Source organism: Acidovorax sp. BLS4 (assembly GCF_032929295.1).
In the GTDB taxonomy this organism is placed as follows: Bacteria; Pseudomonadota; Gammaproteobacteria; order Burkholderiales; family Burkholderiaceae_C; genus Paracidovorax.
Genome location: NZ_CP136797.1, coordinates 789,245 through 814,226 on the forward strand (window position 1 = coordinate 789,245; position 24,982 = coordinate 814,226).

Annotated in this window: 26 protein-coding genes; 15 read left to right on the forward strand and 11 right to left on the reverse strand. The window is 72.1% G+C overall.

Annotated features, from left to right (window positions below):
• The first annotated feature begins 86 nt into the window (after positions 1–86).
• Entirely contained in the window at positions 87–983 is an 897-nt protein-coding gene (locus R1Z03_RS03760) for a LysR family transcriptional regulator ArgP (protein WP_317357000.1), read from the forward strand.
• Positions 984–1,002: 19 nt separating this feature from the next.
• On the opposite strand, the gene R1Z03_RS03765 is transcribed toward R1Z03_RS03760, so the two are convergent.
• Positions 1,003–1,647 (reverse strand): TetR/AcrR family transcriptional regulator, encoded by a 645-nt coding sequence (locus R1Z03_RS03765; protein WP_284425203.1) that lies wholly within the window; start codon positions 1,645–1,647, stop codon positions 1,003–1,005.
• 143 nt (positions 1,648–1,790) lie between these two features.
• On the opposite strand from R1Z03_RS03765, the gene R1Z03_RS03770 reads away from it, so the two are divergent.
• Positions 1,791–2,828 (forward strand): MBL fold metallo-hydrolase, encoded by a 1,038-nt coding sequence (locus R1Z03_RS03770; protein WP_317357003.1) that lies wholly within the window; start codon positions 1,791–1,793, stop codon positions 2,826–2,828.
• A gap of 25 nt (positions 2,829–2,853) precedes the next feature.
• On the opposite strand, the gene R1Z03_RS03775 is transcribed toward R1Z03_RS03770, so the two are convergent.
• The 5 genes from R1Z03_RS03775 to R1Z03_RS03795 all read right to left on the reverse strand — a co-directional run bounded on the left by R1Z03_RS03775 (position 2,854) and on the right by R1Z03_RS03795 (position 7,512).
• Complete coding sequence (locus tag R1Z03_RS03775) at positions 2,854–3,408, reverse strand: gamma carbonic anhydrase family protein (RefSeq protein ID WP_284425205.1); 555 nt, start codon at positions 3,406–3,408, stop codon at positions 2,854–2,856.
• A gap of 78 nt (positions 3,409–3,486) precedes the next feature.
• Complete coding sequence (gene ubiM / locus R1Z03_RS03780) at positions 3,487–4,782, reverse strand: 5-demethoxyubiquinol-8 5-hydroxylase UbiM (protein WP_317357006.1); 1,296 nt, start codon at positions 4,780–4,782, stop codon at positions 3,487–3,489.
• 230 nt (positions 4,783–5,012) lie between these two features.
• Positions 5,013–5,591 (reverse strand): GNAT family N-acetyltransferase, encoded by a 579-nt coding sequence (locus R1Z03_RS03785; protein ID WP_284425207.1) that lies wholly within the window; start codon positions 5,589–5,591, stop codon positions 5,013–5,015.
• Complete coding sequence (locus R1Z03_RS03790) at positions 5,588–6,199, reverse strand: XRE family transcriptional regulator (protein ID WP_317357009.1); 612 nt, start codon at positions 6,197–6,199, stop codon at positions 5,588–5,590. The genes R1Z03_RS03785 and R1Z03_RS03790 overlap by 4 nt, the downstream gene beginning before the upstream one ends.
• A 92-nt stretch (positions 6,200–6,291) precedes the next feature.
• Entirely contained in the window at positions 6,292–7,512 is a 1,221-nt protein-coding gene (locus R1Z03_RS03795) for an MFS transporter (protein ID WP_317357011.1), read from the reverse strand.
• Between the two features lie 121 nt (positions 7,513–7,633).
• On the opposite strand from R1Z03_RS03795, the gene R1Z03_RS03800 reads away from it, so the two are divergent.
• Complete coding sequence (locus tag R1Z03_RS03800; protein WP_284397038.1) at positions 7,634–8,089, forward strand: helix-turn-helix domain-containing protein; 456 nt, start codon at positions 7,634–7,636, stop codon at positions 8,087–8,089.
• A 28-nt stretch (positions 8,090–8,117) separates the two neighbouring features.
• On the forward strand, positions 8,118–8,645 hold the full coding sequence (locus R1Z03_RS03805; protein WP_317357014.1) for a class IV adenylate cyclase: 528 nt from the start codon (positions 8,118–8,120) through the stop codon (positions 8,643–8,645).
• A 50-nt stretch (positions 8,646–8,695) separates the two neighbouring features.
• Here R1Z03_RS03805 and R1Z03_RS03810 read toward each other — a convergent pair whose 3' ends face one another.
• Positions 8,696–10,180 carry an aldehyde dehydrogenase (NADP(+)) gene (locus tag R1Z03_RS03810; protein ID WP_317357016.1) on the reverse strand — a complete coding sequence of 495 codons (1,485 nt, stop codon included), beginning with the start codon at positions 10,178–10,180 and terminating at the stop codon, positions 8,696–8,698.
• Positions 10,181–10,364: 184 nt separating this feature from the next.
• Between R1Z03_RS03810 and R1Z03_RS03815 the strand changes: the two genes are divergently transcribed.
• From R1Z03_RS03815 to R1Z03_RS03830, 4 genes are all read left to right on the forward strand, one after another.
• Positions 10,365–11,996 (forward strand): IclR family transcriptional regulator C-terminal domain-containing protein, encoded by a 1,632-nt coding sequence (locus R1Z03_RS03815; protein ID WP_317357018.1) that lies wholly within the window; start codon positions 10,365–10,367, stop codon positions 11,994–11,996.
• 302 nt (positions 11,997–12,298) lie between these two features.
• A complete protein-coding gene (locus R1Z03_RS03820) occupies positions 12,299–13,129 on the forward strand; it encodes a M48 family metallopeptidase (RefSeq protein WP_284425214.1) in 831 nt (276 codons plus the stop codon).
• A gap of 207 nt (positions 13,130–13,336) precedes the next feature.
• Complete coding sequence (locus tag R1Z03_RS03825) at positions 13,337–13,573, forward strand: DUF6139 family protein (RefSeq protein ID WP_272566159.1); 237 nt, start codon at positions 13,337–13,339, stop codon at positions 13,571–13,573.
• Positions 13,574–13,708: 135 nt separating this feature from the next.
• Entirely contained in the window at positions 13,709–15,829 is a 2,121-nt protein-coding gene (locus R1Z03_RS03830) for an acetoacetate--CoA ligase (protein WP_317357022.1), read from the forward strand.
• Positions 15,830–15,852: 23 nt separating this feature from the next.
• Here the strand turns inward: R1Z03_RS03830 and rocF are convergent, their stop codons facing one another.
• Complete coding sequence (rocF, locus tag R1Z03_RS03835) at positions 15,853–16,821, reverse strand: arginase (RefSeq protein WP_317357024.1); 969 nt, start codon at positions 16,819–16,821, stop codon at positions 15,853–15,855.
• Positions 16,822–16,979: 158 nt separating this feature from the next.
• Positions 16,980–18,113 carry an ornithine cyclodeaminase gene (locus R1Z03_RS03840; protein WP_284430413.1) on the reverse strand — a complete coding sequence of 378 codons (1,134 nt, stop codon included), beginning with the start codon at positions 18,111–18,113 and terminating at the stop codon, positions 16,980–16,982.
• Positions 18,114–18,265: 152 nt separating this feature from the next.
• Between R1Z03_RS03840 and R1Z03_RS03845 the strand changes: the two genes are divergently transcribed.
• The 5 genes from R1Z03_RS03845 to minE all read left to right on the forward strand — a co-directional run bounded on the left by R1Z03_RS03845 (position 18,266) and on the right by minE (position 21,682).
• Complete coding sequence (locus R1Z03_RS03845; protein ID WP_284397018.1) at positions 18,266–18,727, forward strand: Lrp/AsnC family transcriptional regulator; 462 nt, start codon at positions 18,266–18,268, stop codon at positions 18,725–18,727.
• A gap of 116 nt (positions 18,728–18,843) precedes the next feature.
• Positions 18,844–19,467 (forward strand): CDP-diacylglycerol--serine O-phosphatidyltransferase, encoded by a 624-nt coding sequence (pssA, locus tag R1Z03_RS03850; protein WP_284430412.1) that lies wholly within the window; start codon positions 18,844–18,846, stop codon positions 19,465–19,467.
• Between the two features lie 292 nt (positions 19,468–19,759).
• On the forward strand, positions 19,760–20,542 hold the full coding sequence (gene minC / locus R1Z03_RS03855) for a septum site-determining protein MinC (protein WP_272566149.1): 783 nt from the start codon (positions 19,760–19,762) through the stop codon (positions 20,540–20,542).
• 57 nt (positions 20,543–20,599) lie between these two features.
• Positions 20,600–21,415 carry a septum site-determining protein MinD gene (minD, locus tag R1Z03_RS03860; protein WP_284397011.1) on the forward strand — a complete coding sequence of 272 codons (816 nt, stop codon included), beginning with the start codon at positions 20,600–20,602 and terminating at the stop codon, positions 21,413–21,415.
• A 3-nt stretch (positions 21,416–21,418) separates the two neighbouring features.
• A complete protein-coding gene (gene minE, locus R1Z03_RS03865; protein WP_092744488.1) occupies positions 21,419–21,682 on the forward strand; it encodes a cell division topological specificity factor MinE in 264 nt (87 codons plus the stop codon).
• 66 nt (positions 21,683–21,748) lie between these two features.
• On the opposite strand, the gene R1Z03_RS03870 is transcribed toward minE, so the two are convergent.
• Positions 21,749–22,306, reverse strand: a complete 558-nt coding sequence (locus R1Z03_RS03870; RefSeq protein WP_272566146.1) for a flavin reductase family protein — start codon at positions 22,304–22,306, stop codon at positions 21,749–21,751.
• A gap of 99 nt (positions 22,307–22,405) precedes the next feature.
• Between R1Z03_RS03870 and R1Z03_RS03875 the strand changes: the two genes are divergently transcribed.
• Both R1Z03_RS03875 and R1Z03_RS03880 read left to right on the forward strand, forming a co-directional pair.
• Complete coding sequence (locus R1Z03_RS03875) at positions 22,406–23,188, forward strand: alpha/beta fold hydrolase (RefSeq protein ID WP_272566145.1); 783 nt, start codon at positions 22,406–22,408, stop codon at positions 23,186–23,188.
• Positions 23,185–24,363, forward strand: a complete 1,179-nt coding sequence (locus tag R1Z03_RS03880; RefSeq protein ID WP_317357032.1) for a M14 family zinc carboxypeptidase — start codon at positions 23,185–23,187, stop codon at positions 24,361–24,363. The genes R1Z03_RS03875 and R1Z03_RS03880 overlap by 4 nt, the downstream gene beginning before the upstream one ends.
• Before the next feature lie 26 nt (positions 24,364–24,389).
• Here R1Z03_RS03880 and R1Z03_RS03885 read toward each other — a convergent pair whose 3' ends face one another.
• Positions 24,390–24,950 carry an NAD(P)H-dependent oxidoreductase gene (locus tag R1Z03_RS03885; protein ID WP_284430409.1) on the reverse strand — a complete coding sequence of 187 codons (561 nt, stop codon included), beginning with the start codon at positions 24,948–24,950 and terminating at the stop codon, positions 24,390–24,392.
• Positions 24,951–24,982: the final 32 nt, after the last annotated feature.

A 24,982-nucleotide genomic window follows, 5' to 3' on the forward strand; every position in this document is an offset into this window, starting at 1 on the left:
GTCTGGGGCCGGGGCCGAATCCCATCCTGAATGGGGAAAATATCGACTTGGCTGAGAATTCCTCAGCTTTCAACCCCAAAGGCGCCATGGCACTGGATTCCAAACAATGCGAGGCGTTTCTCGCCGTGGCCGAGGCGGGCAGTTTCGAGCAGGCCGCCGCCGCGCTGCACATCACGCCCTCGGCGGTGTCGCTGCGCGTGCGCGCGCTGGAGACGCGGCTCGGCCAGCCGCTCATCGTGCGCGGGCGGCCCAGCCGCGCCACCCGGGCGGGCCGGCAACTGCTGCAGCACCTGCAGCGCGCCCGCGTCATGGAGCACGACCTGCTGGCGGGGCTCTCGGGCGGCGATGGGGACGGGGATGCGTTCTTCGCCGTCACGCTCGCGGTCAATGCCGATTCGCTCGCCACTTGGCTGCTGCCGGCGCTGTCGGGCGTGCTGCAGCGCGAGCGCATCGCCATCGAACTGGTGGTGGACGACCAGGAGCACACCCACGCGCTGCTGGAGGCCGGCCTGGCCCATGCCTGCGTGTCGGCCCAGCCGCATGCCATGCGCGGCTGCACGGCCGAGCCACTGGGCCGCATGCGCTACCGGCTGGTGGCCTCGCCCGCATTCGCCGCGCAATGGTTCGGGCCGCGCGGCATCACCCGGGCGTCGGCGCGCCGGGCCCCCACGGTGGTGTTCAACCGCAAGGACCCGCTGCAGGCCAATGCGCTGCTCAATGCGTTCGGGCTGCAGGCCAGCGCCTATCCGAGCCATTACGTGCCGGCATCGGAGCCCTTCGTCGCGGCGATCCGGCTGGGGCTGGGCTACGGCATGGTGCCGGAGCTGCAGATCGGCGATGCCATCGCGCGCGGCGAGCTGATCGACGTGCTGCCCGATGCGGCGACGGACGTGGCCCTGTACTGGCACGGCTGGGCGCAGCAGCCGCCCCGGCTGGAGCGGCTCGCCCAGCGGGTGATGCAGGCGGCCCGGGGGCTGCTGTAGGCCGCCGGCCGCCGTTCGCTCACGTGGCGGCGCCTGGCCCGGGCACGGCGTAGAAGCCCAGGAACATGTCCACCGCGTCGTGCAGCACCTGTCGCTGCTGGGCCGGCGTGAGCGGCGGCTGGCCCAGCGCCAGCTGCGGCCAGAAGGCGAAGGCCTTGACCATGCCCTGCAGCTGGTGCGCGGCGTATTGCGGATCGACCCCGCCACGCAGGCGGCCGGCCTGCTGCGCCGCGTGGATCCACGCGGGAACGCCTTCTTCCTTCTCGCCCAGGCGCGCCACCATGGCCTGCGCGCGGGCCGGGGTGTGCAGCATCTCGGCCATGGCCACGCGCGACAGGTCCATGAACGCCGCATCGCCCAGCAGCGCCATCTTGCGCTCCAGCAGCTCCAGCAACTGCGCGCGCAGGGGCCGCTGCGGATCGTGCCCCGGGGCCGCCAGCGACTGGCTGCGGTCCCACAGCTGCCCGAGGATGGCGGCGAACAGGTCGTCCTTGCTGGGGAAATGGTTGTAGACCGTGCGCTTGGAGACCGCGGCCGCGGCGGCCACCCGGTCCATGCTGGTGCCGGCAAAGCCGTGCTCGCGGAACTCGCCGATCGCCGCCTGGACGATGGCATGGCGCTTGCGGTCGGTCAGGCGGGAGGGTGGCGGAGCGATGGCAGTCATAGGCAAAATTTTACACTCGGCAGTTTACTTTTCTGGATCGAACACTACACTGTGCAGTGCAGTTTTTGGGGTGGTTGCTTGCCCCCTCGCTGCCCGCCCGGGTTCTCCGGCCATTTCACTTTCTCATCGCCATGGCTTACCGCATGTCCTCCTGTTCCGAATCGCCGGCCGCTCCGCACGGCCCGTCGCCCCAGTTCGTTGACGGGCGCTTTCGCAATGCGGCGCCCCGGCACCGCCTGGGCATGCTCAAGACGCTCGGCGTGCTGTGGCGGTTCGCCCTCGGCAAGCCCGCGGACACGGTGCCGGACCGGCCCATCGCCGTCCAGCCCCTGACCACCGCCGCACTGCTGCAGGCGCCGGACGACAGTCTGTGGCGGCTGGGGCATTCGACCCTGCTGCTCAAGCTGGACGGCCGGTTCTGGCTCACCGACCCGGTGTTTTCCGAGCGCGCCTCGCCGGTGCAGTTCCTGGGCCCCAAGCGCTTTCATGCGCCGCCGCTGGCCATCGAAGACCTGCCGCCCATCGCGGGCGTGATCCTCTCGCACGACCACTACGACCACCTGGACCACGCGGCGATCCTGAAGCTCGCGCCCAAGGTGGAGCACTTCGTCGCGCCGCTGGGCGTGGGCGACCGCCTCATCGCCTGGGGCGTGCCGGCGGCCAAGGTGCAGCAGTTCGACTGGTGGCAGGGCACGACCCTCGGCGGGCTGCGCCTGGTGGCCACGCCGGCGCAGCATTTTTCGGGGCGCAGCCTGTCGGACGGCAACCGCACGCTGTGGGCGTCGTGGGTGCTGATGACGGCGGACACCCGCATCTTCTTCACCGGCGACACAGGCTATTTCGACGGCTTCCAGGCCATCGGCGAGCGCTTCGGCCCGTTCGATCTCACGCTGGTGGAAACCGGCGCCTACAACGCCGACTGGCCCGACGTGCACATGCAGCCCGAGCAGAGCCTGCAGGCCCATCTGGACGTGAAGGGCCGGCACATGATGCCCATCCACAACGGCACGTTCGACCTGTCGCTGCACCCGTGGACCGAGCCCTTCGAGCGCATCACCGCGCTGGCCGCCGCAGCCGGCGTGCCGCTGGTGGCGCCGGCGATGGGCGAGCGGCTGGACATCCGGGCGCCGGCGCCGTCCCGCCAGTGGTGGCGAGAAGCCGCGGTGCCGCCCGCGCGCTGAAGGGGCGCGCCGCGCGGCGAGGGCTTCAGGCCGCCGCCGCGCCCGCCTGCGGCGCCGCGAGGTAGTTGTTCTTCACGCGCACGTAGTGCTCGGCCGAATACCGCAGGTACGCGATTTCCTGCGGTGTCAGCGCCCGCTGCCGCACGGCCGGGCGGCCCGTGTAGAGGTAGCCGCTCTCCAGCACCTTGCCGGGCGTGACCAGGCTGCCGGCGCCGAGCATCACGCGGTCGCCGACCACCGCGTCGTCCATCACGATGCTGCCCATGCCGATCAGGCACTCGTCCCCGATGGTGCAGCCGTGCAGGATCACCGAATGGCCCAGCGTGACGTGGCTGCCGATCACGAGCGGCGAGCCGTCCGGCTTGCCCGGATGGCGGTGCGACACGTGGCCCATGGCCAGGTCCTGCACGTTGGAGCATTCGCCCACCACGATGCGGTTCACGTCGCCGCGCAGCACCGCGTTGCACCACACCGAGCTGTCGCGCCCCAGGTGCACATCGCCGATCACCTGGGCCGAAGGGTGGAGGTAGACGCCGGCGTCCAGCGCGGGGGCGGTGTCGAGGTAGGGGGCGAGGGGCATGGGGTGCGGTCCGGAGAGAAAGGGCGGGACGTTGGCGTCGGCAGCGATCTTATGCAAGAACCCCGTGCGCCGCGGCGCTCACCGCAGCGGCGCGTCGCCCGGCGCCCCGAGCGGTGCCGGCCGCCACGGACTGCGCCCCGTCAGCTCCCCCACGATGGCCGCCTTCAGCGGGGCCAGCCGCCGGGCGCCCTGCAGCACCAGTTGCCGCACGGCGCGGGGCAGGGGGCGCGCGTCGGTGTACAGCCGCACGATCGCGTTGGTGCCTTCATAGATCGGCCAGGCGCGGCGGTGGTGCGCGCGGGCATAGGGCCGCAGCGCGTCGGCGCTGCCGATGTCCTGGCCGCGCTGCCGTGCGTCGGCGAGGGCGCGTGCCAGGCCCTCCACGCCGGCCAGGCCCAGGTTGTAGCCATGGGCGGTCACCGGGTGCATGCCCACGGCGGCATCGCCCAGCAGTGCGCAGCGGTGCCCGGCGAAGCGGTCCGCATAGGTGGCGACCAGCGGGTAGGCGTGGCGCTCGCCCACCAGCGCCATCGCGCCGAGCCGGCCCGCGAACTGGGCCTGCACCTGCGCGGCGAACGTGGCGGCGTCCTGCGCCATCAGGGCCACCGCCTCGGCCGCGCCGGTGGTGACGACCACGGAGCACTGCGGCGCGCCGTCCGCCGGGTCGTCCGGCAGCGGCAGCACGGCCAGGGTGCGGTCGTGTCCGAAGGCCTCGTGCGCGATGCCGTGGTGGGGCGCTGCGTGGCGCATGCGGCAGACGATGACGGTGCGTCCGAAGTCCGCCATGCGCGCGCCGATGCCCAGTTGCCGGCGGGTGGCGGAAAAGCGGCTGTCGGCGGCCACGACCAGCCGGGCCTGCAGGCGCGTGCGGGGCGCGGCCGGATCGCCTGCATCGCCAGCGGCCGGCGTGGTTTCCACCGCCGCATGGTCGGCCGCCACGGACACCTGCGCCACCTGCGCGCCGGCCAGGATGCGCACGCCCGGCCGCTGCGACGCCACGGCGTGGGCGGTGCGGCGCAGCGCGTGGTTGGGCACGATCCAGCCCAGGTGCGTGACCCCCTGGTCCGCGGCCAGGCCCGGGTGCAGCCGCAGCGGCGCGTGCCGCCCCACCGGGCCGTCATGCACCCGGGCCTCGGCGATGCGGCCGATCTCGTGCGGGGCCAGCAGCGCCCAGGTGCCCAGGCGGCGCAGCGTGTCGCCGCTGGCGTGGGTGAGCGCGATCTCGCGGCCGTCGGGCGCGGGATCGGCGAGCGCGGTGGCGGGTTGCCGGTCCAGCACCGTGCTGGTGAAACCGGCCTGGCACAGGGCGATGGCCAGCGACAGGCCGGCCGGGCCCGCGCCGACGATGAGAACGTCGCAATGCTGCTGGGGCATGGGAGGAAAGACCAAGGAAGGCGAGCGCCCGGCGGGCGCCGGCGGCCATTGTGCGGGCCCCGCCGCGCCTCCGGCTTGCACTGGGTCAAGGGAATGTGGCCGGCCGGGTTGGATCAGTTTGCTATTAATTCAATAGCAACATGCCCTAGTATCAATTGCCTTGGAGGCCCAAAAGGCCCCAATGCCTCGCGGCGGCACCCCGGCGGGCCATGGGGCCACGGCCCGCTGCTTCACACCGCCCGGTAGAAGAACGTGGTGCCGCACGGCGCGCCGTCGGGCATCAGGGCATAGCCCGGTACCTCGCCCACGCGCTGCCAGCCGGCGCGGGCGTAGAGCCGTTCGGCGTCGCCGCCGGTCACCGTGTCCAGCACCATCAGGGTCTTGCCCTCCTGCCGGGCGACCGCGTCCACGGCGTCCAGCAACTGCCGGGCCACGCCCTGGCGGCGGGCGCGGCGGTGCACCAGCATCTTGGCCACGTCGGCCCGGTGCGGCTGGTTCTCGGGCTGTGCCAGCACGAGCTGCACGGTGCCCAGCACCGCGCCGCTGTCCACCGCTTCGGCGATGAGCAGCGCCCGTTCGCCGCGCGCCACGCCCTCGGCCACGCCGCGCCAGAAATCCACGGCCCTGTCGTGCGCCAGCGGGTGCATGAAGCTCACCGAAGCGCCGCCGGCCACGCAGTCGATCAGCACCTCGGCCAGCGCCGGCACGCAGGCGGCGGCTTCGTTCACGCCCAGGCGGCGCACGGTCACGGCAGGGGCGCCGGCGGGGACTTCGGCGGAGGGCGTGGCGAGTGAGGTGGCGGCGGTCATGTCGGGCTCCGGGTCGGGTGGGGTGGAATGGCGGGCAGGGTGGCCAGGGCCACCAGGTAACGCGCGGGGCTGCGCGTGGGGTTGCGGTATTCGATGGCGCCCTCCAGCCGGTGGGCCAGGCAGTCGCCGGCCTCCAGCCGCCAGACCGTGCCATCCAGCGCGATGTCCATGCGGCCGTCGATCATCCAGATCTGCTGGTGGATCTCCGCGCCGCGGTCGGCCCGCTCGTAGGCCACGCGCTGGCCCGGGGGAAACACCACGTCCACGAGCTGCAGCGGCGACGCCACCGTGGGCGACACGTTGCGCCGCAGGTAGCCGGAGGCGGGGTCGGTCCACACGGGCTGCTGCGCCACGCGGGCCACGGGCGAGGGCGCGGCGCGGCCTTCGTCGCCCTCGGCCTGGGGCGCATCGAACAGCGAGGCCAGCGCCACGCCCAGGCCGGTGGCCAGCTTGTCCAGCACGGTGGCGGTGGGGCTGCTTTCGCCGCGCTCGATGAGCGAGATGTTGGAGCGGCTCACGCCGCTGCGTTCGGCAAGGGCGTCGAGCGAGAGGCCGCGCGCATCGCGCAGTTCGCGCACGCGGCGGGCCAAGCGGGTATTGATGTCCATGCCTCCAGTTTAATGGAAATGATTCCAGAAAAATGGATGCGCGCCGGATCAAGGCCGGATCAAGGCCGGATCAAGGCCGGGTCAATGCCGTATCAGGCCCCCTGCGCAGGCATCGCCCGCAGCGTCGCCGCCCAAAAGAGCAGCGCCGCCAGGCTGAGCCCCAAGCCCAGCGCGCACACGCCGGGCCAGCCGGCAAGGCCGTACACCGCGGTCGATGCCACCGCTCCCAGGCCGCTGCCCACCGCGTAGAACAGCATGTAGCAGCCCACCAGGCGGCCGTGCGCCTCGGGCCGGGTGCGCAAGATCAGGCCCTGGTTGACCACGTGGACCGCCTGCCCGCCCAGGTCGAGCAGCACGATGCCCACCGCCAGCGCCCACAGCGTGTGCGCTGCGAACGCAATGGGCACCCACGACACCAGCAGGCATGCCAGCGCGAGGCCGGTGGCCCATTGCCCCCGGCCCCGGTCCACAGAGCGGCCGGCCCGCGCGGCGGCCAGGGCGCCCACCACGCCGACCAGCCCGAACGCGCCGATGGCGGTCTGCGACAGGGCATGGGGCGGCGCGCTCAGCGGCAGCACCAGCGCGCTCCAGAAGACGCTGAACGCCGCGAACATCAGCAGCCCGATCACGCCGCGGATCTGCAGCACGCGCTCGGTCGCCAGCAGCGTGCCCATCGAGCGCAGCAGCGGCCAGTAGCCCAGCGTGGCCGGGCGCGCGCGGGCGTGCGGCAGGGCCTTCCAGAGCAGCGCCAACATCGCCAGCGACAAGCCGCAGGAGACCAGGTACACGGCGCGCCAGCCCGCCAGGTCCGTGACCGCGCCGGCCAGCGTGCGGGCCAGCAGCAGGCCGATGACGACGCCGCCCTGCACGGTGCCGACCACCCGGCCCCGCTCGGCGGGAGGGGCCAGCGTGGCGGCGCAGGCGATCAGCCCTTGCGTCATGGCCGTCCCCAGCAGCCCGATGGCGGCCATGGCCGCCAGCAACAGCAGCGGCGTGGGCGCCCAGGCCACGCCCAGCAGCGCCAGCGCCAGCAGCACCAACTGCCCGCACAGCAGGCGCTTTCGGTCCACCCGATCGCCCAGCGCCACCACGAACAGCAGGGCGATGGCGCAGCCCACCTGGGTGGCGGTGATCACGCCGCCCACCGCCATGGCGGGGATGCCGAAATCCAGCGCGATGGCGTCCAGCAGGGGTTGGGCGTAGTAGACATTGGCAACGCTCACGCCGCAGCACACGGCCAGCAGGCGCACGAGGCCCGGCGGCAGGGGATGGCCGGGGGCGGCGTGCAGGGCGGACGGGTTGGCGGCGGTCATGGGCTCTGATCCAGTTGCTGATTGAAACTGGATCGAGTGTAGTGCCATCCTGTTTTAAAATGAAACCACTTCGGTGCGTGGATCGAATGCCCGGTCCGCCACCGGCACCCAAGGAGTGGCCATGGCCAAAAGAAAAAGCCTCGCGGATTCGCCCTGCCCGGTGGCCCGTTCGCTCGACGTGGTGGGCGACCGCTGGTCGATGCTGATCGTGCGCGATGCGTTCGACGGACTGCGGCGCTTCGGCGAGTTCCAGGCCAGCCTGGGCGCAGCGCGCAACATCCTCAGCGACCGCCTGCGCACGCTGGTGGAAGAGGGCGTGCTGGAGATCGCGCCCGCCTCCGATGGCAGCGCCTACCAGGAGTACGTGCTGACCGCCAAGGGCGAGACGCTGTTTCCGGTGGTCGTGGCCCTGCGCCAGTGGGGCGAGGCGCACCTGTACGCCCGGGGCGAGAAGCACTCGGTGCTCGTCGATCGCGCCACGGGCAAGCCGCTGCCGAAAGCCCTGCTGCGGCTGGAGGACGGGCGGGTCGTCCGGCCGGCGGACACCCTCGTGAAGAAGGTGCGTGCGCGGCCCTGATCCGCGCGGCCGCCGGCATACTGGGCCCATGCCCCGCAACATCGAAATCAAGGCACGCCTGCCGTCGCCCGGCGCATTGGCCGCGCTGGAGGCCCGCGCCGCAGCGCTGGCCGACCGCGGCCCGGAGCGGATCCACCAGGACGACACGTTCTTTCGCTGCGCGGCCGGCCGGCTCAAGCTGCGCGCGTTCTCCGCCGGCGCGGGCGAGCTGATCTTCTACCGCCGCCCCGACGTGCAGGGGCCCAAGACCGCGTTCTACGTGCGCACGCCCACGGCCGATCCCGACGGGCTGCGCGAGGCGCTCACGCTGGCGCACGGCCAGGCGGGGCGGGTGGTCAAGGAGCGCACGCTGTACCTCGTGGGCCGCACGCGCGTGCACCTGGACCGCGTGGCGGGCCTGGGCGAGTTCATGGAGCTGGAGGTGGTGCTGGACGAGGCCGAGCCCGAAGACGCCGGCCTGCGGGAGGCACACGACCTGATGGCCCGGCTCGGCGTGGCACCGGCGCAGTGGGTGGACTGCGCCTACGTCGATCTGCTGCGCGGCCGGGGCGGCTGACGCCCGGGCGCGCGCTGCGCCGCAGGGCTTTGGCCCCGCGGCACCGCCCTTCAGCAGGGCACGCCGTTGCGCTCGATGAGCCAGGCGGGGGCGTCCTGCAGCGCCACGGGGCGCAGGAACCGGGCCAGCGCCGCGTAGCCGACCGAGGTGGTGAACGGCGCGGTGCTGGCGGGGTAGGGGCCGCCGTGCATCTGCGCGCCGGTCACGGCCACGCCCGTGGGCACGCCCGCGAACAGCACGCGGCCGGCCACCTGCGTGGCGGCGCGCACCAGCGCGCGGTGTTCGGCCGTGTCGGCATCGGCGCCCCACAACGTGACGGTGAGCGAGCCGCCGATGGCCTGCAGCACGGCCACGGTCTCCTCGATGGAGGCCACGCGCACCACCAGCGCGGCGGAGCCGAAGACCTCTTCGTGCAGCGCAGGGTCGGCGATGAAGTCGGCCGCCTGCACTTCGCCCAGGAACGGGCGCGGCGTGGCGCCGGCTTCGGCCGTTTCGCTCACCAGGGCCCGGAGCTTGCCGTGGCCGCGCCATGCGGCCACGCCCCGGTCGAACGCGCCGCGGATGCCGGGGGTGAGCATGGCGTGCGGCGCCAGGGGGCGCAGCTTGTCGGCCAGGGCCTGCACGAAGGCATCGCCCGAGGCGTCCTGGCGCACGACGATCACACCGGGGCTGGTGCAGAACTGGCCCGAGCCCAGGCAGATGGAGCCGGCCAGCGTCTCGGCCAGCGCGGCGCCGTTGGCCTGCAGCGCCGAAGGCAGCGCCACCAGCGGGTTCACCGAACCCAGCTCGCCGTAGAACGGGATCGGGCGCTGGCGCTCTGCGGCCACCTTGGCCAGCGCCGTGCCGCCCTTGAACGAGCCGGTGAACGCCACGGCCGCGATGGCCGGCGCCTGCACCAGGCGCACGCCGGCCTCGATCGAGCCGCCCTGCACCAGCTGGAACACGCCGGCCGGCAGGCCGCGCGCGGCCACCACGGATTGCGCCAGCGCCGCGGTCTGGCGCGACAGCTCGGGGTGTGCGGGGTGCGCCTTCACCACCACCGGGCAGCCGGCCGCCAGGGCCGAGGCCGTGTCGCCGCCCAGCACCGAGAACGCGAACGGGAAGTTGCTGGCCGAGAACATGGCCACCGGCCCCACGGGCACGCGCACGCGGGTCAGGCGTGGGCGGCCGGCGGGCGGCGCGCCGGCCACGGCCGCGTCGTCCAGCACGGTGTGGGCCGCGCCGCGCTCCAGCACGTCGGCAAAGCCGCGCAGCTGGAAGGCCGTGCGGTCCAGCTCGCCGTTCAGGCGCACCGGGCCCAGGCCGCTTTCGCGGTCGGCCACGGGCACCAGGGCTTCGCGCTGGGCTTCCAGGGCCTCGGCCAGCGCGCGCAGCAGGGCGGTGCGGTCGGCGGCCGAAGTGGCGGCGAAGGCATCGGCGGCGCTCGCGGCGGCGGCCACGGCGGCATCGATCTCGGCCGGGGTGGATTCGGGCCAGGCGGCGCCGTGGGGCTGGCCGGTGCGGGCGTCGATGGATTGCAGGGTGTTGTCGGGCATGGAGGTTCCTGAAAAGGGCAAGGGCCGTCGCGGCCTGCTGTCTCACTGAATGGAATTGTTCGCTGATCGGCAGGGGCCCGCCGTTGGGAGCCTGCCATCGTAATGAAAGGGCGAGCCGCCTAAAATCCCTGCGGCCCGCCGTCCCTTCCCCGCGCGGTTCTGAATTCCATTTCGTGAGACAAACATGCCTGCATCGCCCGGAGACGGCACCGCCGCGCTCGAAAAAGCCCTCGACGTGCTGGACGCCGTGGGCGCCGCGCCGCAAGGCCTGAGCCACGCCGACCTGGCAGCGCGGCTGGCGTTGCCCCGCACCACGGCCTACCGCCTGCTGGCCACGCTGGTGGCGCGCGGCATGCTGCGCCGCGATCCGCTGCGCAAGGTGTACTGCCTGGGTGTGCGCTGCTTCGAGCTGGCACGCCAGGCCCATGCCATGCCCGATCTGGCCGCGGCGGCCGTGATGGAACTGCGCACGTTGCGCGACCTGACGGGCGAGACCACCTACCTGGCCGCGCTGGATGGGCGCGACGTGGTGTCGCTGGAGCGCTGCGATGGCGCGCACAGCCAGCGCTCGTCCAGCGCGCTGGGCCAGCGCAAGCCGGTGTACTGCACCAGCCAGGGCAAGGCCATCCTCTCCGCCATGGACGGCGCGGCGCGCGATGCCCTGGTGCGCGAACTGGTGCTGCGCCCCCTCACGCCCCGCACGCTGACCGACCGGCGGCGCCTGCTGGCCGAGCTGCGGGTCACGGCGGCGCGCGGTTACGCGATCGACGACGAAGAGATCGTGCCCGGCGTGCGCTGCGTGGGCGCGCCCATCATCGACGGCCTGGGCCAGGTGCGCGGCGCGCTCAGCGTGGCCGGGCCGGCCTGGCGGCTCACGCCCGAGCGGCTGGAGCTGCTGGGCCCCGAGGTGGCCGAGGCCGCGCGCCGCGTGGGCGCGCAGTTGCACGGCGTGCGCCCCACCCTGGGCGATGCCGAGGCCCGCCCCGTGCCCGGCCCCTGGGCGTTCCACGGCGCCCACCCGCGCTGGTGCGCAGCCAGCGGCCGGCTGTTCTGGGCCGACACCCTCGCCCCCGCGCTGCGGGCGGTGGGACCGGGGGACGAAGGCGACACGCTCTGGGCCGAGGCCGAAGGCCCCGTGCACGGCCTGCTGCTGGGGCAGGACGGCAGCAGCGGCGAGGCGCAAGCGACCGGTGCCGGCCCCGCCACCGCGCCCCCGCCCATCGCCTGGTGCGCCCACGGCGCCTTCGCGCTCACCCGGGGCGGGGCGGCGCAGCGCCTGGCCCCCTGGCCCGCGCTGCCGGCCCAGGCCGTCTGCCGCGGTGTCGGCGGCGAGCTGTGGCTGGCCTGCGAGACGCCCGAGGGCGGCAGCGCCGTGGGCTGCCTGCGGCCCGGCGCGCCGCTGGAGGTGCGCTGGCGCCTGCCCGAGCCGGTGCAGTGCCTGCGCTGGCGCGCGGCGGACGGCACCCTTTGGGCCGCCGTGCCGGACACGGGCGCCATCCTGTCGCTGCAGCCCGAGACCGGCGCCGTGCGCCGCCTCGTCTCCGTGCCCAAGGGCTCGGGCCGGGTAAGCGGCTTGGCGCTGGATGCGGAGGGCGGGGTGTGGACGGCCCTGCGCGATGGCTGGAGCGTGGTGCGTTTCCTGCCCGACGGCAGCCTGGACCGCGTCGTCGCGCTGCCGGTGCCTTGTCCCACCGACGTGGAACTGGGCGGGGCCGACGGGCGGCGGCTGTTCATCACCACGGCGCGCCAGCCGGTGCCGCTGGACGTGCTGGCCAAGGCCCCGCTGTCGGGCCGGCTCTTTGAGGTCGCGGTTTAGCGGAGCGCCGTTTTGTTCCCCGTTGATGGCGTCTTTATTGAAACAAAAGGTTGTGTACGGGGTGGTTCATCCTATGGCGCCAAGGCGTTTCGTTACTTTGTAAAGCGGCGGAAGCGGTGGCCAGGCCGTGGATACAACTCGATGCATTCGCAGCGCCACGCCGTATGGCATTTCAAACGCCCGTGAAACAATTTCCGCCTGCCCGGTCCACCCCATGACCGCCAAGGGGCCGCAGAGCCTCCCGAGCACCGCATCCGTCGCCCCATTGGCGCTTGTTTCCAGACCTCAACGAAAGTGTTTCCATGAAGAAGTTCTCACTGAGCGCCGTCGCGCTCGCCCTGCTGCTGTCCGGCTGCGCCACCACGGGCGATGGCAGCAAGAGCGGCTCCGGCACCTCGGCCATCTCCAGCGTGCTGGGCGCGGCCACCGCCGGCGGTTCCAACTCCAGCAGCACCGAGAACAAGGCGGGCGCCGCGCTGGACGTGTTCAAGGCCGTGACCGTGTCCGACGAAGAACTCAAGACCGTCTCGCTGCAGTACCGCAACTACGAAGACCGCACCGAGAACGCCGCCCCGGCCAACAACAAGTACGCGCAGCGCCTGGCGCGCCTGACCAAGAAGCACGTGAACGAAGACGGCATGAAGCTGAACTTCAAGGTGTACCTGAGCAAGGACGTGAACGCCAACGCCACGGCCGACGGCTCCATCCGCGTGTACAGCGGCCTCATGGACATGATGAATGACCAGGAGCTGCTGGGCGTGATCGGCCACGAAATCGGCCACGTCAAGCTGCAGCACTCGCTGTCGGCCATGCGCACGGCCTACATGGCTTCCGCCGGCCGCAAGGCCGCGTCCGCCGCGGGCGGCGTGGGCCGCCTGGCCGACTCCGACCTGGGCGCCCTGGGCGAGAAGCTGGTCAACAGCCAGTTCTCGCAAAGCCAGGAAACCGCCGCCGACGACTACGGCCTGGCCTTCATGAAGAAGCACAAGTACAAGGTGCAGGCCATGGAGTCGGCCTTCCGCAAGATCGCCTCGCTGAGCGGCAAGAGCGGCGGCATGGATGCCATGCTGTCCACCCACCCGGACGCGGGCGGCCGTGCGGACCGCATGCGCGACCTGGCTTCGGCGAAGTAATCGGCCAGCCTGAGGCAGCCAGTCAAGGCAGCCAAACCAGAAAGGCGGCGGGCGAAGGCCCGGCCGCCTTTTTGGTTTTTGCAGGGCGTGCGGGTGGGGCGCCTTCCGGTGCCACCCTCCCGCGAGAGGTGTTTTCCTACGCCCCGCCAGAACCCCGCTCGATAGAGTGGACAGCCTTTGCGTCTCATTTCCGAAAAGGACTCCCACATGCGCGTAGACATCTATCGCCGAGCCGAAGCCGATGGCAAGTTCTCCCACCTCGCCGTGCCCGAAGGGCGCCCCATCCCGCAGGAGGCGATCAACGTGGACTGGGACACCGAAGCCCGCGGCCAGGAGATGGACGAGAACGCCGACCACTGGGACGACTACGGCATCGCGCAGCCGGCCGCGCAGATCGAGGAAAAGGGCTACGCCATCACCAGCGTGCACGAGCTGACCGACTGACCCCGGGGCCCGGCGGGCAACGCCCCGCTGCCGCCTCCCTCGCAAAGCCGCCCGCCGCACCCGGCCGGCGGCTTTGTCCATTCGGGGACGCCTGCCCGGTGACAGCGGCGGTGGCGCACGCTACGCTGCGGCGCCATGGAGACAAAAAACACCCCCCCGTTCGTTCCCCAGATCCGCCTGTACCAGGACTGGCTTCAGGCCCGCCACGGACTGGCCTTCGCGGACTACGACGCGCTCTGGCGCTGGTCGGTCACCGACCTCGATGCGTTCTGGCAGAGCATCTGGGACTACTTCGACCTACAGTCGCCCACGCCGCACACGGCCGTGCTGGCACGCAATGCCATGCCGGGGGCCGTGTGGTTTCCCGGGGCGCAGGTCAACTACGCGCGCCAGGTGCTGCGCCATGTGGACCCGGCGCACGCCGCGGGCCTGCCGGCCGTCGTGAGCCGCAACGAGCGCGGCCTGCACCGCGAGCTGTCCTGGCCCGAGCTGCGCCGCCAGGTCGCCTCACTCGCGCTGCACCTGCGCCGCCAGGGCGTGCGGCGCGGCGACCGCGTGGCGGCCTACCTGCCCAACATCCCCGAGGCCATGGTGGCCCTGCTGGCCACGGCCAGCCTGGGCGCGGTGTGGAGCGTGTGCGCGCCCGACATGGGCACGGCCGCCGTGCTGGACCGCTTCCGCCAGATCGCGCCCAAGGTGCTGATCGCAGTGGACGGCGTGACCTACGGTGGGCGCGACCACGACCGCACCGGCGTGCTGGCCGAGCTGCGCGCGGCGCTGCCCTCGGTCACCCACATGGTGGTGGTGCAGCACTTGCACGCTCCTGAAACGATAGCAGACACGGCAGATTTTTCTAGGGCATGCGGCCAAAACGATGCCGAAGTGGCTGCGTTCGAGCCCGAGTGGCTGCCGTTCGACCACCCGCTGTGGATCGTCTACTCCAGCGGCACCACCGGCCTGCCCAAGCCCATCGTGCACGGCCACGGCGGCATGGTGCTGGTGGCGCTGCAGCTCAAGGGGCTGCACAACGACATCGGCTGCAGCTACGAGCCCAATTCGTTCGGCGAGCGCTACCACTGGTACAGCTCGACCGGCTGGGTGATGTGGAACGCGCAGGTGAGCGGCCTGCTGGCGGGCACGACGTGCGTGATCTACGACGGCAACCCGGGCGGCGGCCGCGAGCGGCCCGACTGGGGCACGCTCTGGCGCTTCGCCGCCGAGACGGGCGTGACGTTCTTCGGCGCGGGCGCGGCCTTCTACGCCAACTGCATGAAGTCGGGCCTGTCGCTCACGGACTGCGGCGACCTCTCTCGCGTGCGGGCACTGGGCACCACCGGCTCGCCGCTCGCGCCCGAGGTGCAGGCCTGGGGCACGGCGCAGTTCCGCGCGCTGGGCGTGTCGGGGCATGCGGACGGCGACATCTGGTGGAACAACATCTCCGGCGGCACCGATTTTTGCGGCGCCTTCATCGGCGGGCACCGCGAACTGCCCCAGGTGCCCGGCGAGATGCAGTGCCGCATGCTGGGCGCGGCGGTCGAGGCCTGGAACGCCGAGGGCCAGCCGGTGATCGACGAGGTGGGCGAACTGGTGTGCGCGCAGCCCATCCCGTCCATGCCGCTGTACCTGTGGGGCGATGGCGAGCCGGGCCCGGCCGGGCGGGGCGGCGACCCGAACGGCAAACGCTACCTGGCGAGCTACTTCGACATGTACCCGCCGGGCCACGGCCGGCGGCCGGGCGGGGGCGACGGGCCCGTGGACATGGGCCCGGTCTGGCGCCACGGCGACTGGATCCGGATCGGCCGCCACGGTGGCTGCGTGATCTACGGGCGCAGCGATGCCACCATCAACCGCCACGGCCTGCGCATGGGCACGAGCGAGATCTACCGCGCCGTCGAGGCCCTGCCCGAGGTGCTGGACAGCCTGGTGGTCGATCTGGAGTCGCTGGGCCGCGACAGCTACATGCCGCTCTTCGTCGCGCTGCGGGGCGGCGTGGTGCTGGACGACGCCCTGCGCGGGCGCATCGCCGCGGCCATCCGCACCGCGCTGTCGCCGCGCTTCGTGCCGGACGAGATCGTGCAGGTGGCCGAGGTGCCGCGCACGCTGAGCGGCAAGAAGCAGGAGCTGCCCATCAAGAAGCTGCTGCTGGGCCAGCCGCTGGACAAAGTGGTCAACCAGGACGCCATGGCCAACCCGGGCTGCCTGCCCTGGTACGTGGCGTTCGCGCAGCAGCGCGCGGCCACCGCTGCGGCGCATTAGCGCTTCAGTGCGTCAGCGCACCGTCACGCGGCCGTGGGGCGGGCGCGCACCAGCGTGCTCTTGCCGAACAGGCTCTGCACCAGGTCCACCACCAGCTCGGCCGTCTGGTTGCGGATGTCGAGCGCGGGGTTCAGCTCCACGATGTCCAGCGAGGCCAGGCGGCCCGTGTCCGCGATCATCTCCATGCACAGCTGCGCCTCGCGATAGTTGGGGCCGCCGCGCACGGTGGTGCCGGTGCCGGGGGCGATCTCGGGGTCGAGGAAGTCCACGTCGAAGCTCAGGTGCAGGTGCACATCGTCGCCGGCCTCGCCCTCCAGCCCGTCGAGCGCACGGCGCATGACCTCGCGCATGCCCAGCTCGTCGATGGAGCGCATGTCGTACACCTCGATGCCCAGCTCGCGGATCAGGCGCTTTTCCTCGTCGTCCACGCTGCGCAGGCCGATCTGGCACAGCTGCGCGCCCTGCAGCGCGGGCACGGCGCCGCCCAGGGCCGACAGCGATTCGGGGCCGTAGCCGTACAGGCTCGCCACGGGAATGCCGTGCACGTTGCCGCTGGGCGAGATGGCGGGCGTGTTGCAGTCCGCGTGGGCATCGAGCCAGAGCACGCGCAGGCGCTTGCCCGTCTGGCGGCAGTGCCGCGCGACCGCGCTGATCGAGCCCACCGCCAGGTGGTGGTCGCCCCCGAGCAGGATGGGCATGCGGCCGGCGGCGAACTGCGCGGACACGGCGTCGTGCACCGCGCGGTTCCATGCCACGCATTCCGCCAGATTGCGCAGCCCGTGGTCGCCCCGGGCGCTTTGCGGGTTGGGCGGGCCGAAGAGGTTGCCGGCATCTTCCACGTCCACGCCGAACCGCGCGAGGGCCGGGCCCAGCTGGGCGACGCGCAGGGCGTCGGGCCCCATGGCCGCGCCCAGGCGCGCGGCGCCGGCGTCGGTGGGGGCGCCGATGAGGGTGGCGCGCGTGTGCGGGGCGGGGGTTGCGGTGTCGGTCATGGGTTCATCTCCTGGAAACGCACGGCGTGCGGGCGCCGTGGCGCCAAAGTTTTCACCCGCATGCGGTTTGGCGGCATGCGGAAAACGGCATGGGGCGCGTGCAGTGTGCACGCGGACGGTGACGATGGGTGGCGTGTCCTGGCGCGGCCCACCCGTGCTTAAAGCGCTTCCGCCAGGTGGGCGGCGGCCTGCACCAGCGGGGGCGCGCCTGCGGGCGTGCCCAGGGCGATCCACGGCTGGATCTGCGCGTACAGGTCCTTGGGGTCGGCCTGGTCGGGAATCAGCTCCAGCGGCTGCAGCAGGCCCGCGCTGCGGCCCAGGGCACGCATGAAGCGCAGGGCGGAATAGTCCTCCAGCGCAAAGCCCACCGAGTCGAACACGGTGACCTGCGCGAGCGACGTGCGGGCCGGCGCCTCGCCGCGCACCACGCGCCAGAACTCGGTCACGGGGAAGTCGGCAGGCATCTGCTGCAGGTCGCCTTCGATGCGGGTCTGGGGTTCGTACTCCACGAACACGCTGGCCGCCCGCAGCACCTCGGCCGCCAGTTCGGTCTTGCCGGGGCAGTCGCCGCCCACGGCGTTGATGTGCATGCCAGGCTCGACCAGGTCGCCGTGCAGGATCGTGGCGTAGGCCTTGTCGGCGGTGACGGTGGTGACGATGTCCGCGCCGCGCACGGCCTCGGCGGTGCTGGCGCAGCGGACGATCTCCAGCTCCCCCCGCGCCACCAGCGGCGCGAGGTTGGCCGCCAGCTTGGCCGTGGCGGCCGGGTCGATGTCGTACAGGCGCAGCTCGCCGATGCCCAGCAGGCCCACGAAGGCCAGGGCCTGGAACTCGCTCTGCGCGCCGTTGCCGATCAGCGCCATGCTGCGGCTGTCCGGGCGGGCCAAATAGCGCGCGGCCATGGCCGACGTGGCCGCGGTGCGCAGCGCCGTGGTCAGGGTGAGCTCGCTCAGGAAGGAGGGGTGGCCAGTGGCCACGTCGGCCAGCGCGCCGAAGGCCATCACCGTGGGCAGGCCGTGGCGGGTGTTGACCGGGTGGCCGTTCACGTACTTGAAGGCGTAGTCGCGGGCGTCGGCGACGGGCATGAGTTCGATGACGCCATTGGGCGAATGGCTCGCGGTGCGCGCGGACTTGTCGAAGTCCTGCCACCGGGCGTAGTCCTCTTCGATGGCCTGCGCCATGCCGCGCAGGCATTCCACCACGCCGGTGCGGCCGACCAGTTGCGCGGCGCGCGTGGCGCTCAGGAATTCGGTGGACATGGTGCCGGGGATGGGGCGTTGGTCGGGGGTCATGGGATCGGCTCCTCGTCGGTGGGCGCGCCACGCGACGGGTGTCGGGGCGGCATGGGGTTCCCAAGCGTCCCACAAGGGCGCGCCAATTCAAATCGGCAAAAATGCACGCATAAGCGCAAAAAACTGGCTTTTTGCTCAAAGGAATTGCCGAAATGGACAATATCGACCAGCAACTGATCGCCCAGCTGCGACACAACGCCCGCGCCAGCGTCGCCACGCTGGCCACGCGGCTGGGCGTGTCGCGCGGCACCGTCACCAACCGCATCCGCCGGCTGGAGGACACGGGCGTGATCGTCGGCTACACGGTGCGGCTGCGGCCCGAGCGCGAGACGGGCGGCGGACTGCAGGCCTGGACCAGCATCTCCATCGAGGGCAACGACGCGCGCCGGGTCACGGCCTCGCTGCTGGGCGAGCCCAGCGTGCTGGCGCTGCACAGCACCAATGGCCGGTGGGACCTGCTGGCCGAACTGCAGGTGGGCAGCCTGGCGGAACTGGCGCACGCGCTGGAGCGCATCCGCCTCATCAAGGGCATCAGCAACACCGAGACCAGCATCCACCTGGAGACCGTGCGTGCGCCCATCGCGTCCGGCGGGCGCGGCACGGCCGGGCCGTAGCGGGCCCGTAGGACATGCCTGACGGTGCGCCCCTCGGGGCGCCGCCCATAATCGGCAGGCATTGCCACCGCCGCCTTCCACGGCGCGCGGCGGCCGCCACCCACCCAGGAGAGTCCATGTCCCAGTCCACCCCCAAGCGCTTTTCGATGATCCGCGAGTTCCACCTCGCCGACTGGTTCACGCTGGGCAACGCCGTGTGCGGCGTGGGGGCGCTGTTCTCGTCCATGACGTTCCTGGAGACCGGCGAGGTGCGCCACGTGTACTTCGCCTGCGCGCTGGTGCTGGCGGCGCTGATCTTCGACGTGCTGGACGGCCGCATCGCGCGCTGGCGGCAAAAGTCCTCGGCCATGGGGCGCGAGCTCGATTCGCTGGCCGACGTGATCTCGTTCGGCGTGGCCCCGGCCATCATCGCCTATGCCTGCGGCATGCAGGGCCTGTACGACCGCATCGTGCTGGCGTACTTCGTGGCCTGCGGCGTCTCGCGCCTGGCGCGCTACAACGTCACCGCCGAAACGCTGTCGGAAGGTTCTGGCAAGGTCAAATACTTCGAGGGCACGCCGATCCCCACCTCCATCGTGCTCGTGGCCCTGATGGCGCTGGCCGCCGCCCTGGGCGCGGTGCGCGAGCACCTGTGGTTCGGCAGCGTGGTGCTGGGCGGGTTCACGCTGCACCCGCTGGTGCTGCTGTTCGCGCTGTCGGGCTCGCTCATGATCAGCCGCATCCGCATTCCCAAGTTCTGATTGGGGGCAACGGGCTTCGGGAGACGAAGTTTTGCTATGAAAATAATAGCTTCATGCCGGTGATTTGATTGCGCTGAGGCCCGATTCGATCCAGGGTGCCGGCGCCTGCCGCACGCGGCCTGCAAGCATGGGCTTGTCCGGCCGGGCCTCGGCGCCAAGGTGCCTGCCCCATGCGGCGCGTGGCGCGCGGATACGTCCCGCGACAGGCACCGGCGGGCCCCCACGGTACACTTCGCGCCTTCGGGCCGGGCGTACCGCTCCCCCTTTTTTCCGCACCACGCACCCCCCTTCCATGGCCGTTGACACGGCGGGCCAGGCCCGCACCAGCTTTGACCTCAAGAGCGCCCAGCTGCCCGTGGTGGCGGTCGTGCTCAAGACCACCGACGTCGGCGTGCTCGCCGCCGACCTGGCCGCACGGCTGGAGAGCGACCCGGACTTCTTCGACAACGACCCCGTGCTGATCGACCTGGCCGGCGTGCGCGAGGCCGGCGACGCCATCGATTTCGACGCCCTGTGCGCCGCGCTGCGCGGCCACCATACCCAGCCCGTGGCCGTGCGCGGCGGCAGCCCCGCGCAGATGGAGGCCGCGCACGCCGCCGGCCTGATCGCCGCGCCCGAGGCGCCCCCGGCCCGCGTGCACGCCCCGGCGGCCGACGCCCCGCGCGACGCGGCCCCGCCCCCGCGCGAGGTGGTGCGCGAAGTGATCCGCGAGGTCGAAGTGGTGCGCGAGGTGCCCGCCGGCGGCCCGACCACCGTGGTGGTGGACAAGCCGCTGCGCTCGGGCCAGCAGGTGTATGCCCGTGGTGCCGACCTGGTCGTGATGGCCGTGGTGAGCTTCGGCGCCGAGGTGATCGCGGACGGCAACATCCACGTCTATGCGCCCATGCGCGGGCGGGCCATCGCCGGCGCGCGCGGCGACACCAGCGCGCGCATCTTCAGCACGTGCCTGGAGCCGCAGCTCGTGTCGATCGCAGGCATCTACCGCACCACCGAGACCGAGCTGCCGGACGCCGTGCGCGGCAAGCCGGCCCAGGTGCGGCTCGACGGCGAGAAGCTGCTCATCGAGCCGCTCTAGAACCCGTTCTGACCGCCTTCTTCTTTCATTCGGACCAACGCAGGGAATTTTCACAACATGGCCAAAATCGTCGTCGTGACCTCCGGCAAGGGTGGCGTGGGCAAGACCACCACCAGTGCCAGCTTCGCATCCGGCCTCGCACTGCGCGGCCACAAGACCGCGGTGATCGACTTCGACGTCGGCCTGCGCAACCTGGACCTCATCATGGGCTGCGAGCGCCGCGTGGTGTATGACCTCATCAACGTGATCCAGGGCGAGGCCAACCTGAACCAGGCCCTCATCAAGGACAAGCAGTGCGACAACCTGTTCGTGCTGGCCGCCAGCCAGACGCGCGACAAGGATGCGCTCACGCAGGACGGCGTGGAGAAGATCCTGAACGACCTGTCCGGCATGGGCTTCGAGTACATCGTCTGCGACTCGCCCGCCGGCATCGAGAGCGGCGCGCTCATGGCCATGCACTTCGCCGACGAGGCGCTGCTGGTGACCAACCCCGAGGTGTCCTCGGTGCGCGACTCCGACCGCATCCTGGGCATGCTGGGCAGCAAGACCAAGCGCGCCATCGCCGGCGGCGAGCCCGTGAAGGAGCACCTGCTCATCACGCGCTACAACCCCAACCGCGTGGAAGACGGGCAGATGCTGTCGCTGGAGGACATCCAGGACATCCTGCGCATCGAGCTGATCGGCGTGGTGCCCGAATCCGAGAACGTGCTGCAGGCCTCCAACCAGGGCACGCCGGCCATCCACATGCAGGGCACCGACGTGTCCGAGGCCTACAAGGACGTGGTGGCCCGCTTCCTCGGCGAGGACAAGCCCCTGCGGTTCATCGACGCGCACAAGCCCGGCTTCTTCAAACGCATCTTCGGCGGGAGGTAACGCATGTCTCTGTTGTCTTTCCTGCTGGGCGAGAAAAAGAAGACCGCCTCGGTCGCCAAGGAGCGCCTGCAGATCATCCTCGCGCACGAACGCAACGGCCGCAACGCCTCCACGCCCGACTACCTGCCCGCGCTGCAGCGCGAACTGGTGGCGGTGATCTCCAAGTACGTGTCGATCCACGCCGACGACATCAAGGTGCACCTGGAGCGCCAGGACAACCTGGAAGTGCTGGAGGTCAAGATCGAGCTGCCCGACGGCGTGAAATAGCCGCCGCCCTGGCCGTTCGCTCCCCGCCGCGCCGCGGTGCCCCCTCGAGAGGGGCCCGCGGCGCCGTCATTTGCGGATCTCGGCCTGCAGCGCGGGCGCGGCGCCCAGCGGGTGCTCGGTGTAGAACGTGCCGCCGTGGTAGAGCAGCGGCGAGGCGCCCGTGCGGTGGCTGCAGCGCTCCACCTCGCCCACGAAGATCGTGTGGTCGCCCTCCACGTACTGGCTGCGGTTGAAGCACTCGAACACCGCCGCGGCGCCGTCCAGCACCGGGGCGCCGGCGATGCCCGGCTGGTGGGCCACGCCGGCCCAGCGGTCCACGCCGCGCGAGGCGAAGCGCTCGGCCAGGGCGCGCTGGTCGGCCGCCAGCACGTTGATCGCGTAGTGGGAGCCGGCCGACAGGGCCGTCAGCGTGGAGGCCTTGTGCGCCAGGCTCCACAGCACCAGCGGGGGCTGCAGCGAAACCGAATTGAAGGAGCTGGCCGTGAGGCCGATGAGCCCGCCGTCCGGGCCGCGCGCGGTGACGATGGTCACGCCCGTGGCGAACATGCCCAGCGCATCGCGGAACTCGCGCGTGGAGAAACCGGGCGGACGGGCGGCGATGGGGCGGTGCAGGGGGCTGTTCACGAAGGCGCGGGCGCGGGCGGCCGGAGGGAAGGGGTCGGCTATTATGGTCCGGCGCCTGGCGATTTGCTGCCGGCGGCCGCGGCGCCTGCCGTTCTCTTCATGGCCCTTCTACCCACTTTCACGACCCTCGGCTCCGGACCCACCGTGCTCATGCTGCACGACGCGGACGGCGACCACCTCACTTTCGCTCCCCAGGTCGAGACCCTGGCGACGGCCGGCTACCGCGCCGTGGCCTGGGACATGCCCGGCTACGGCCGCAGCGCCCCCATCGAGCCCTACAGCTTCAAGGGCTTGGCCAACAGCTGCGTGCAGTTGCTGCAGGCGCTGCAGTGCGGCCCCGCCGTGCTGGTGGGCCACGGCCTGGGCGCCATGATCGCCATCGAGGTGGCGCTGCGCGAGCCTTCGCTGGTGCGCCGGCTGGTGCTGTGCAGCGGCGGGCCGGCCCTGGATGCGCACAGCCTGGACGAATGGGTGGCGCCGCGCCTGGCCGAACTGGATGCCGGCCAGTCGATGGAGCAGATCGCCCAGCGCCTGGTGCCGCGCCACATCGGCACCGGCGCACTGCCCGAGGGCGTGCGCCTGGCCGGCCACGCCATGGGCCAGGTGCACCGCTCGGCCTACCGCCGCGCCCTGGAGGCGCTGCCCACGTTCGCGCGCAGCGCGGCCGAGCTGTCGCGCCTGCACATGCCCACCTTGCTGCTAGGCGGCGAGCAGGACCGCTGCACCCCGCCCGAGGCGCTGCAGGCGCTGGCGCAGGTGCTGCCCGATGCGCGCCACCTGGACCTGCCCCACGTCGGCCACTGGCCGCAGCTGGAAGACCCCGACGGCTTCGATGGCGCGCTGCTGGCGTTCCTGGCTGCTTCCGAGCGGGTGCTGCATTGAGCGCCGCCGACCGCACGCCGCGCGGCGCCGCCGCGGCCGCCCTGCCCTGGCTGCTGCCCCTGGGGGCGGCGCTGGCCCTGGCGCTGATGGGCACGCGCATCTGGAACCCGGACCTGGTGGGCGGCGCGCGCGTGCCGCTCGGCGAGGGGCCGGCCACTGCCCAGGTGACGGTGCCTGCCCGCATGGCCGGCATCCAGTCGGCCGTGATCGTGCAGCCCCGTTCTCCAGAGGCGCCCTTGCCGCAGGCCCGCACGCCCGAACGGGGCGTGGCCCCTTCCCATGCCGGCCCCGGCGCGCCGCACAAGGCGGCGTCCGCACCGGCCCCGGCGCCATCGCCGCCCGGCACGGCCGCCGTGGGCACCGCCGCCGCGGAGCCCGACACCGCCTGCCCGCTGCTCCTGCCCCGCCTGCCCGGCATCTCCAAGGCCCAGTGCCAGTCCGCCCACCTGGTGCCCAGCGGCGCGCTGTCGCGCAACGGCATCCCCCTGTACTGGCGCGACGTGCCGCCGGCCGGCCTGGCCCCGGGCACGGTGCCGCTGCGCGTGCTGGTGGTGGGCGCCATGCATGGCGACGAGCCCACGGCGGCGTCGCTCGCGCTGCGCTGGATCGGGTTCGCCGAGACGCGCCTGCTGCCCACGCGGCGGCCGGTGCACTGGCGGTTCATCCCCGCGCTGAACCCGGACGGCATGCTCGCCAGGCCCGCCACCCGGGTGAATGCGCGCGGCGTGGACCTGAACCGCAATTTCCCCACGCCCAACTGGGAGCGCGACGCCCCCATCTACTGGGAAAAGCGCACCCGCCGCGACCCCCGCCGCTGGCCCGGTCCCGCGGCGCTGTCGGAGCCCGAATCGCAGTTCCTGCACACGCAGATGGCGCAGTTCGAGCCCGATCTGGTGGTCAGCATCCATGCGCCCTACGGCGTGCTCGACTTCGACGGCCCGCAGCCGCCGCCCAGCCGGCTGGGGCGCCTGCGGCTGGACCAGCTGGGCATCTTTCCGGGCTCGCTCGGGCACTACGGCAGCGTGCACCTGGGGCTGCCCGTGGTCACCATCGAGCTGCAGCACGAGCTGCGCATGCCGCAGGACGACGAGGTGCGCGTGATGTGGCGCGACCTGCTGCGCTGGATGGACGAGCACCTGGCCGTCGTGGACGGCCAGGCATCACCGCAGAAATAGCCTCCAGCGCAGATTCGACTAGGGCGTTATGCTATTAAAAATGTAGCAGCCGATGCCAGGGCCTGCGCATCGGACTGCACCGCGCCGGGCGGCCCGCCCTTGCCCCACAGGGCGCCGCCCCAGGGCATGGCCAGGAACTGCGCGCACAGCCGCACCGAATCGATCATGGGCTGCGCCTTGGCGCGGTCGCCGCTGGTGGTGATGAGCCGCAGCGTCTTGGCCGCCATGGGCTCCTTGAACGGCTGGCCCGGAATGCGCATCCAGCCGCTCCAGTGGTCCAGGTAGGTCTTGAGCGGCGAGGGAATGCTGTACCAGTACACGGGTGCGACGAACACGATGTCGGTCGCGGCGAGCGTGGCCTCCAGCAGCGTCTTCATGTCGCCGGTGGGGGCGGGGTACTCGCCGGTGGTGTGGCGCCGGTCCACGAAGGGCGGCAGCGCCATCCGCGCGAGGTTCAGCCAGGTCTGAACGGTGTCCGCCGGCAGGGCCGCGGCGGCCTGCCGCGCCAGCCATTCGGTGTTGCCGACATGGCCGGGCTCTCGGGTGGAGGTGGTGAGGAACAGGGTGTGGGAAGGCATGCCCGGCATGGTAGCGCCGGCCGGCGGTGCCGCCCCCGGTC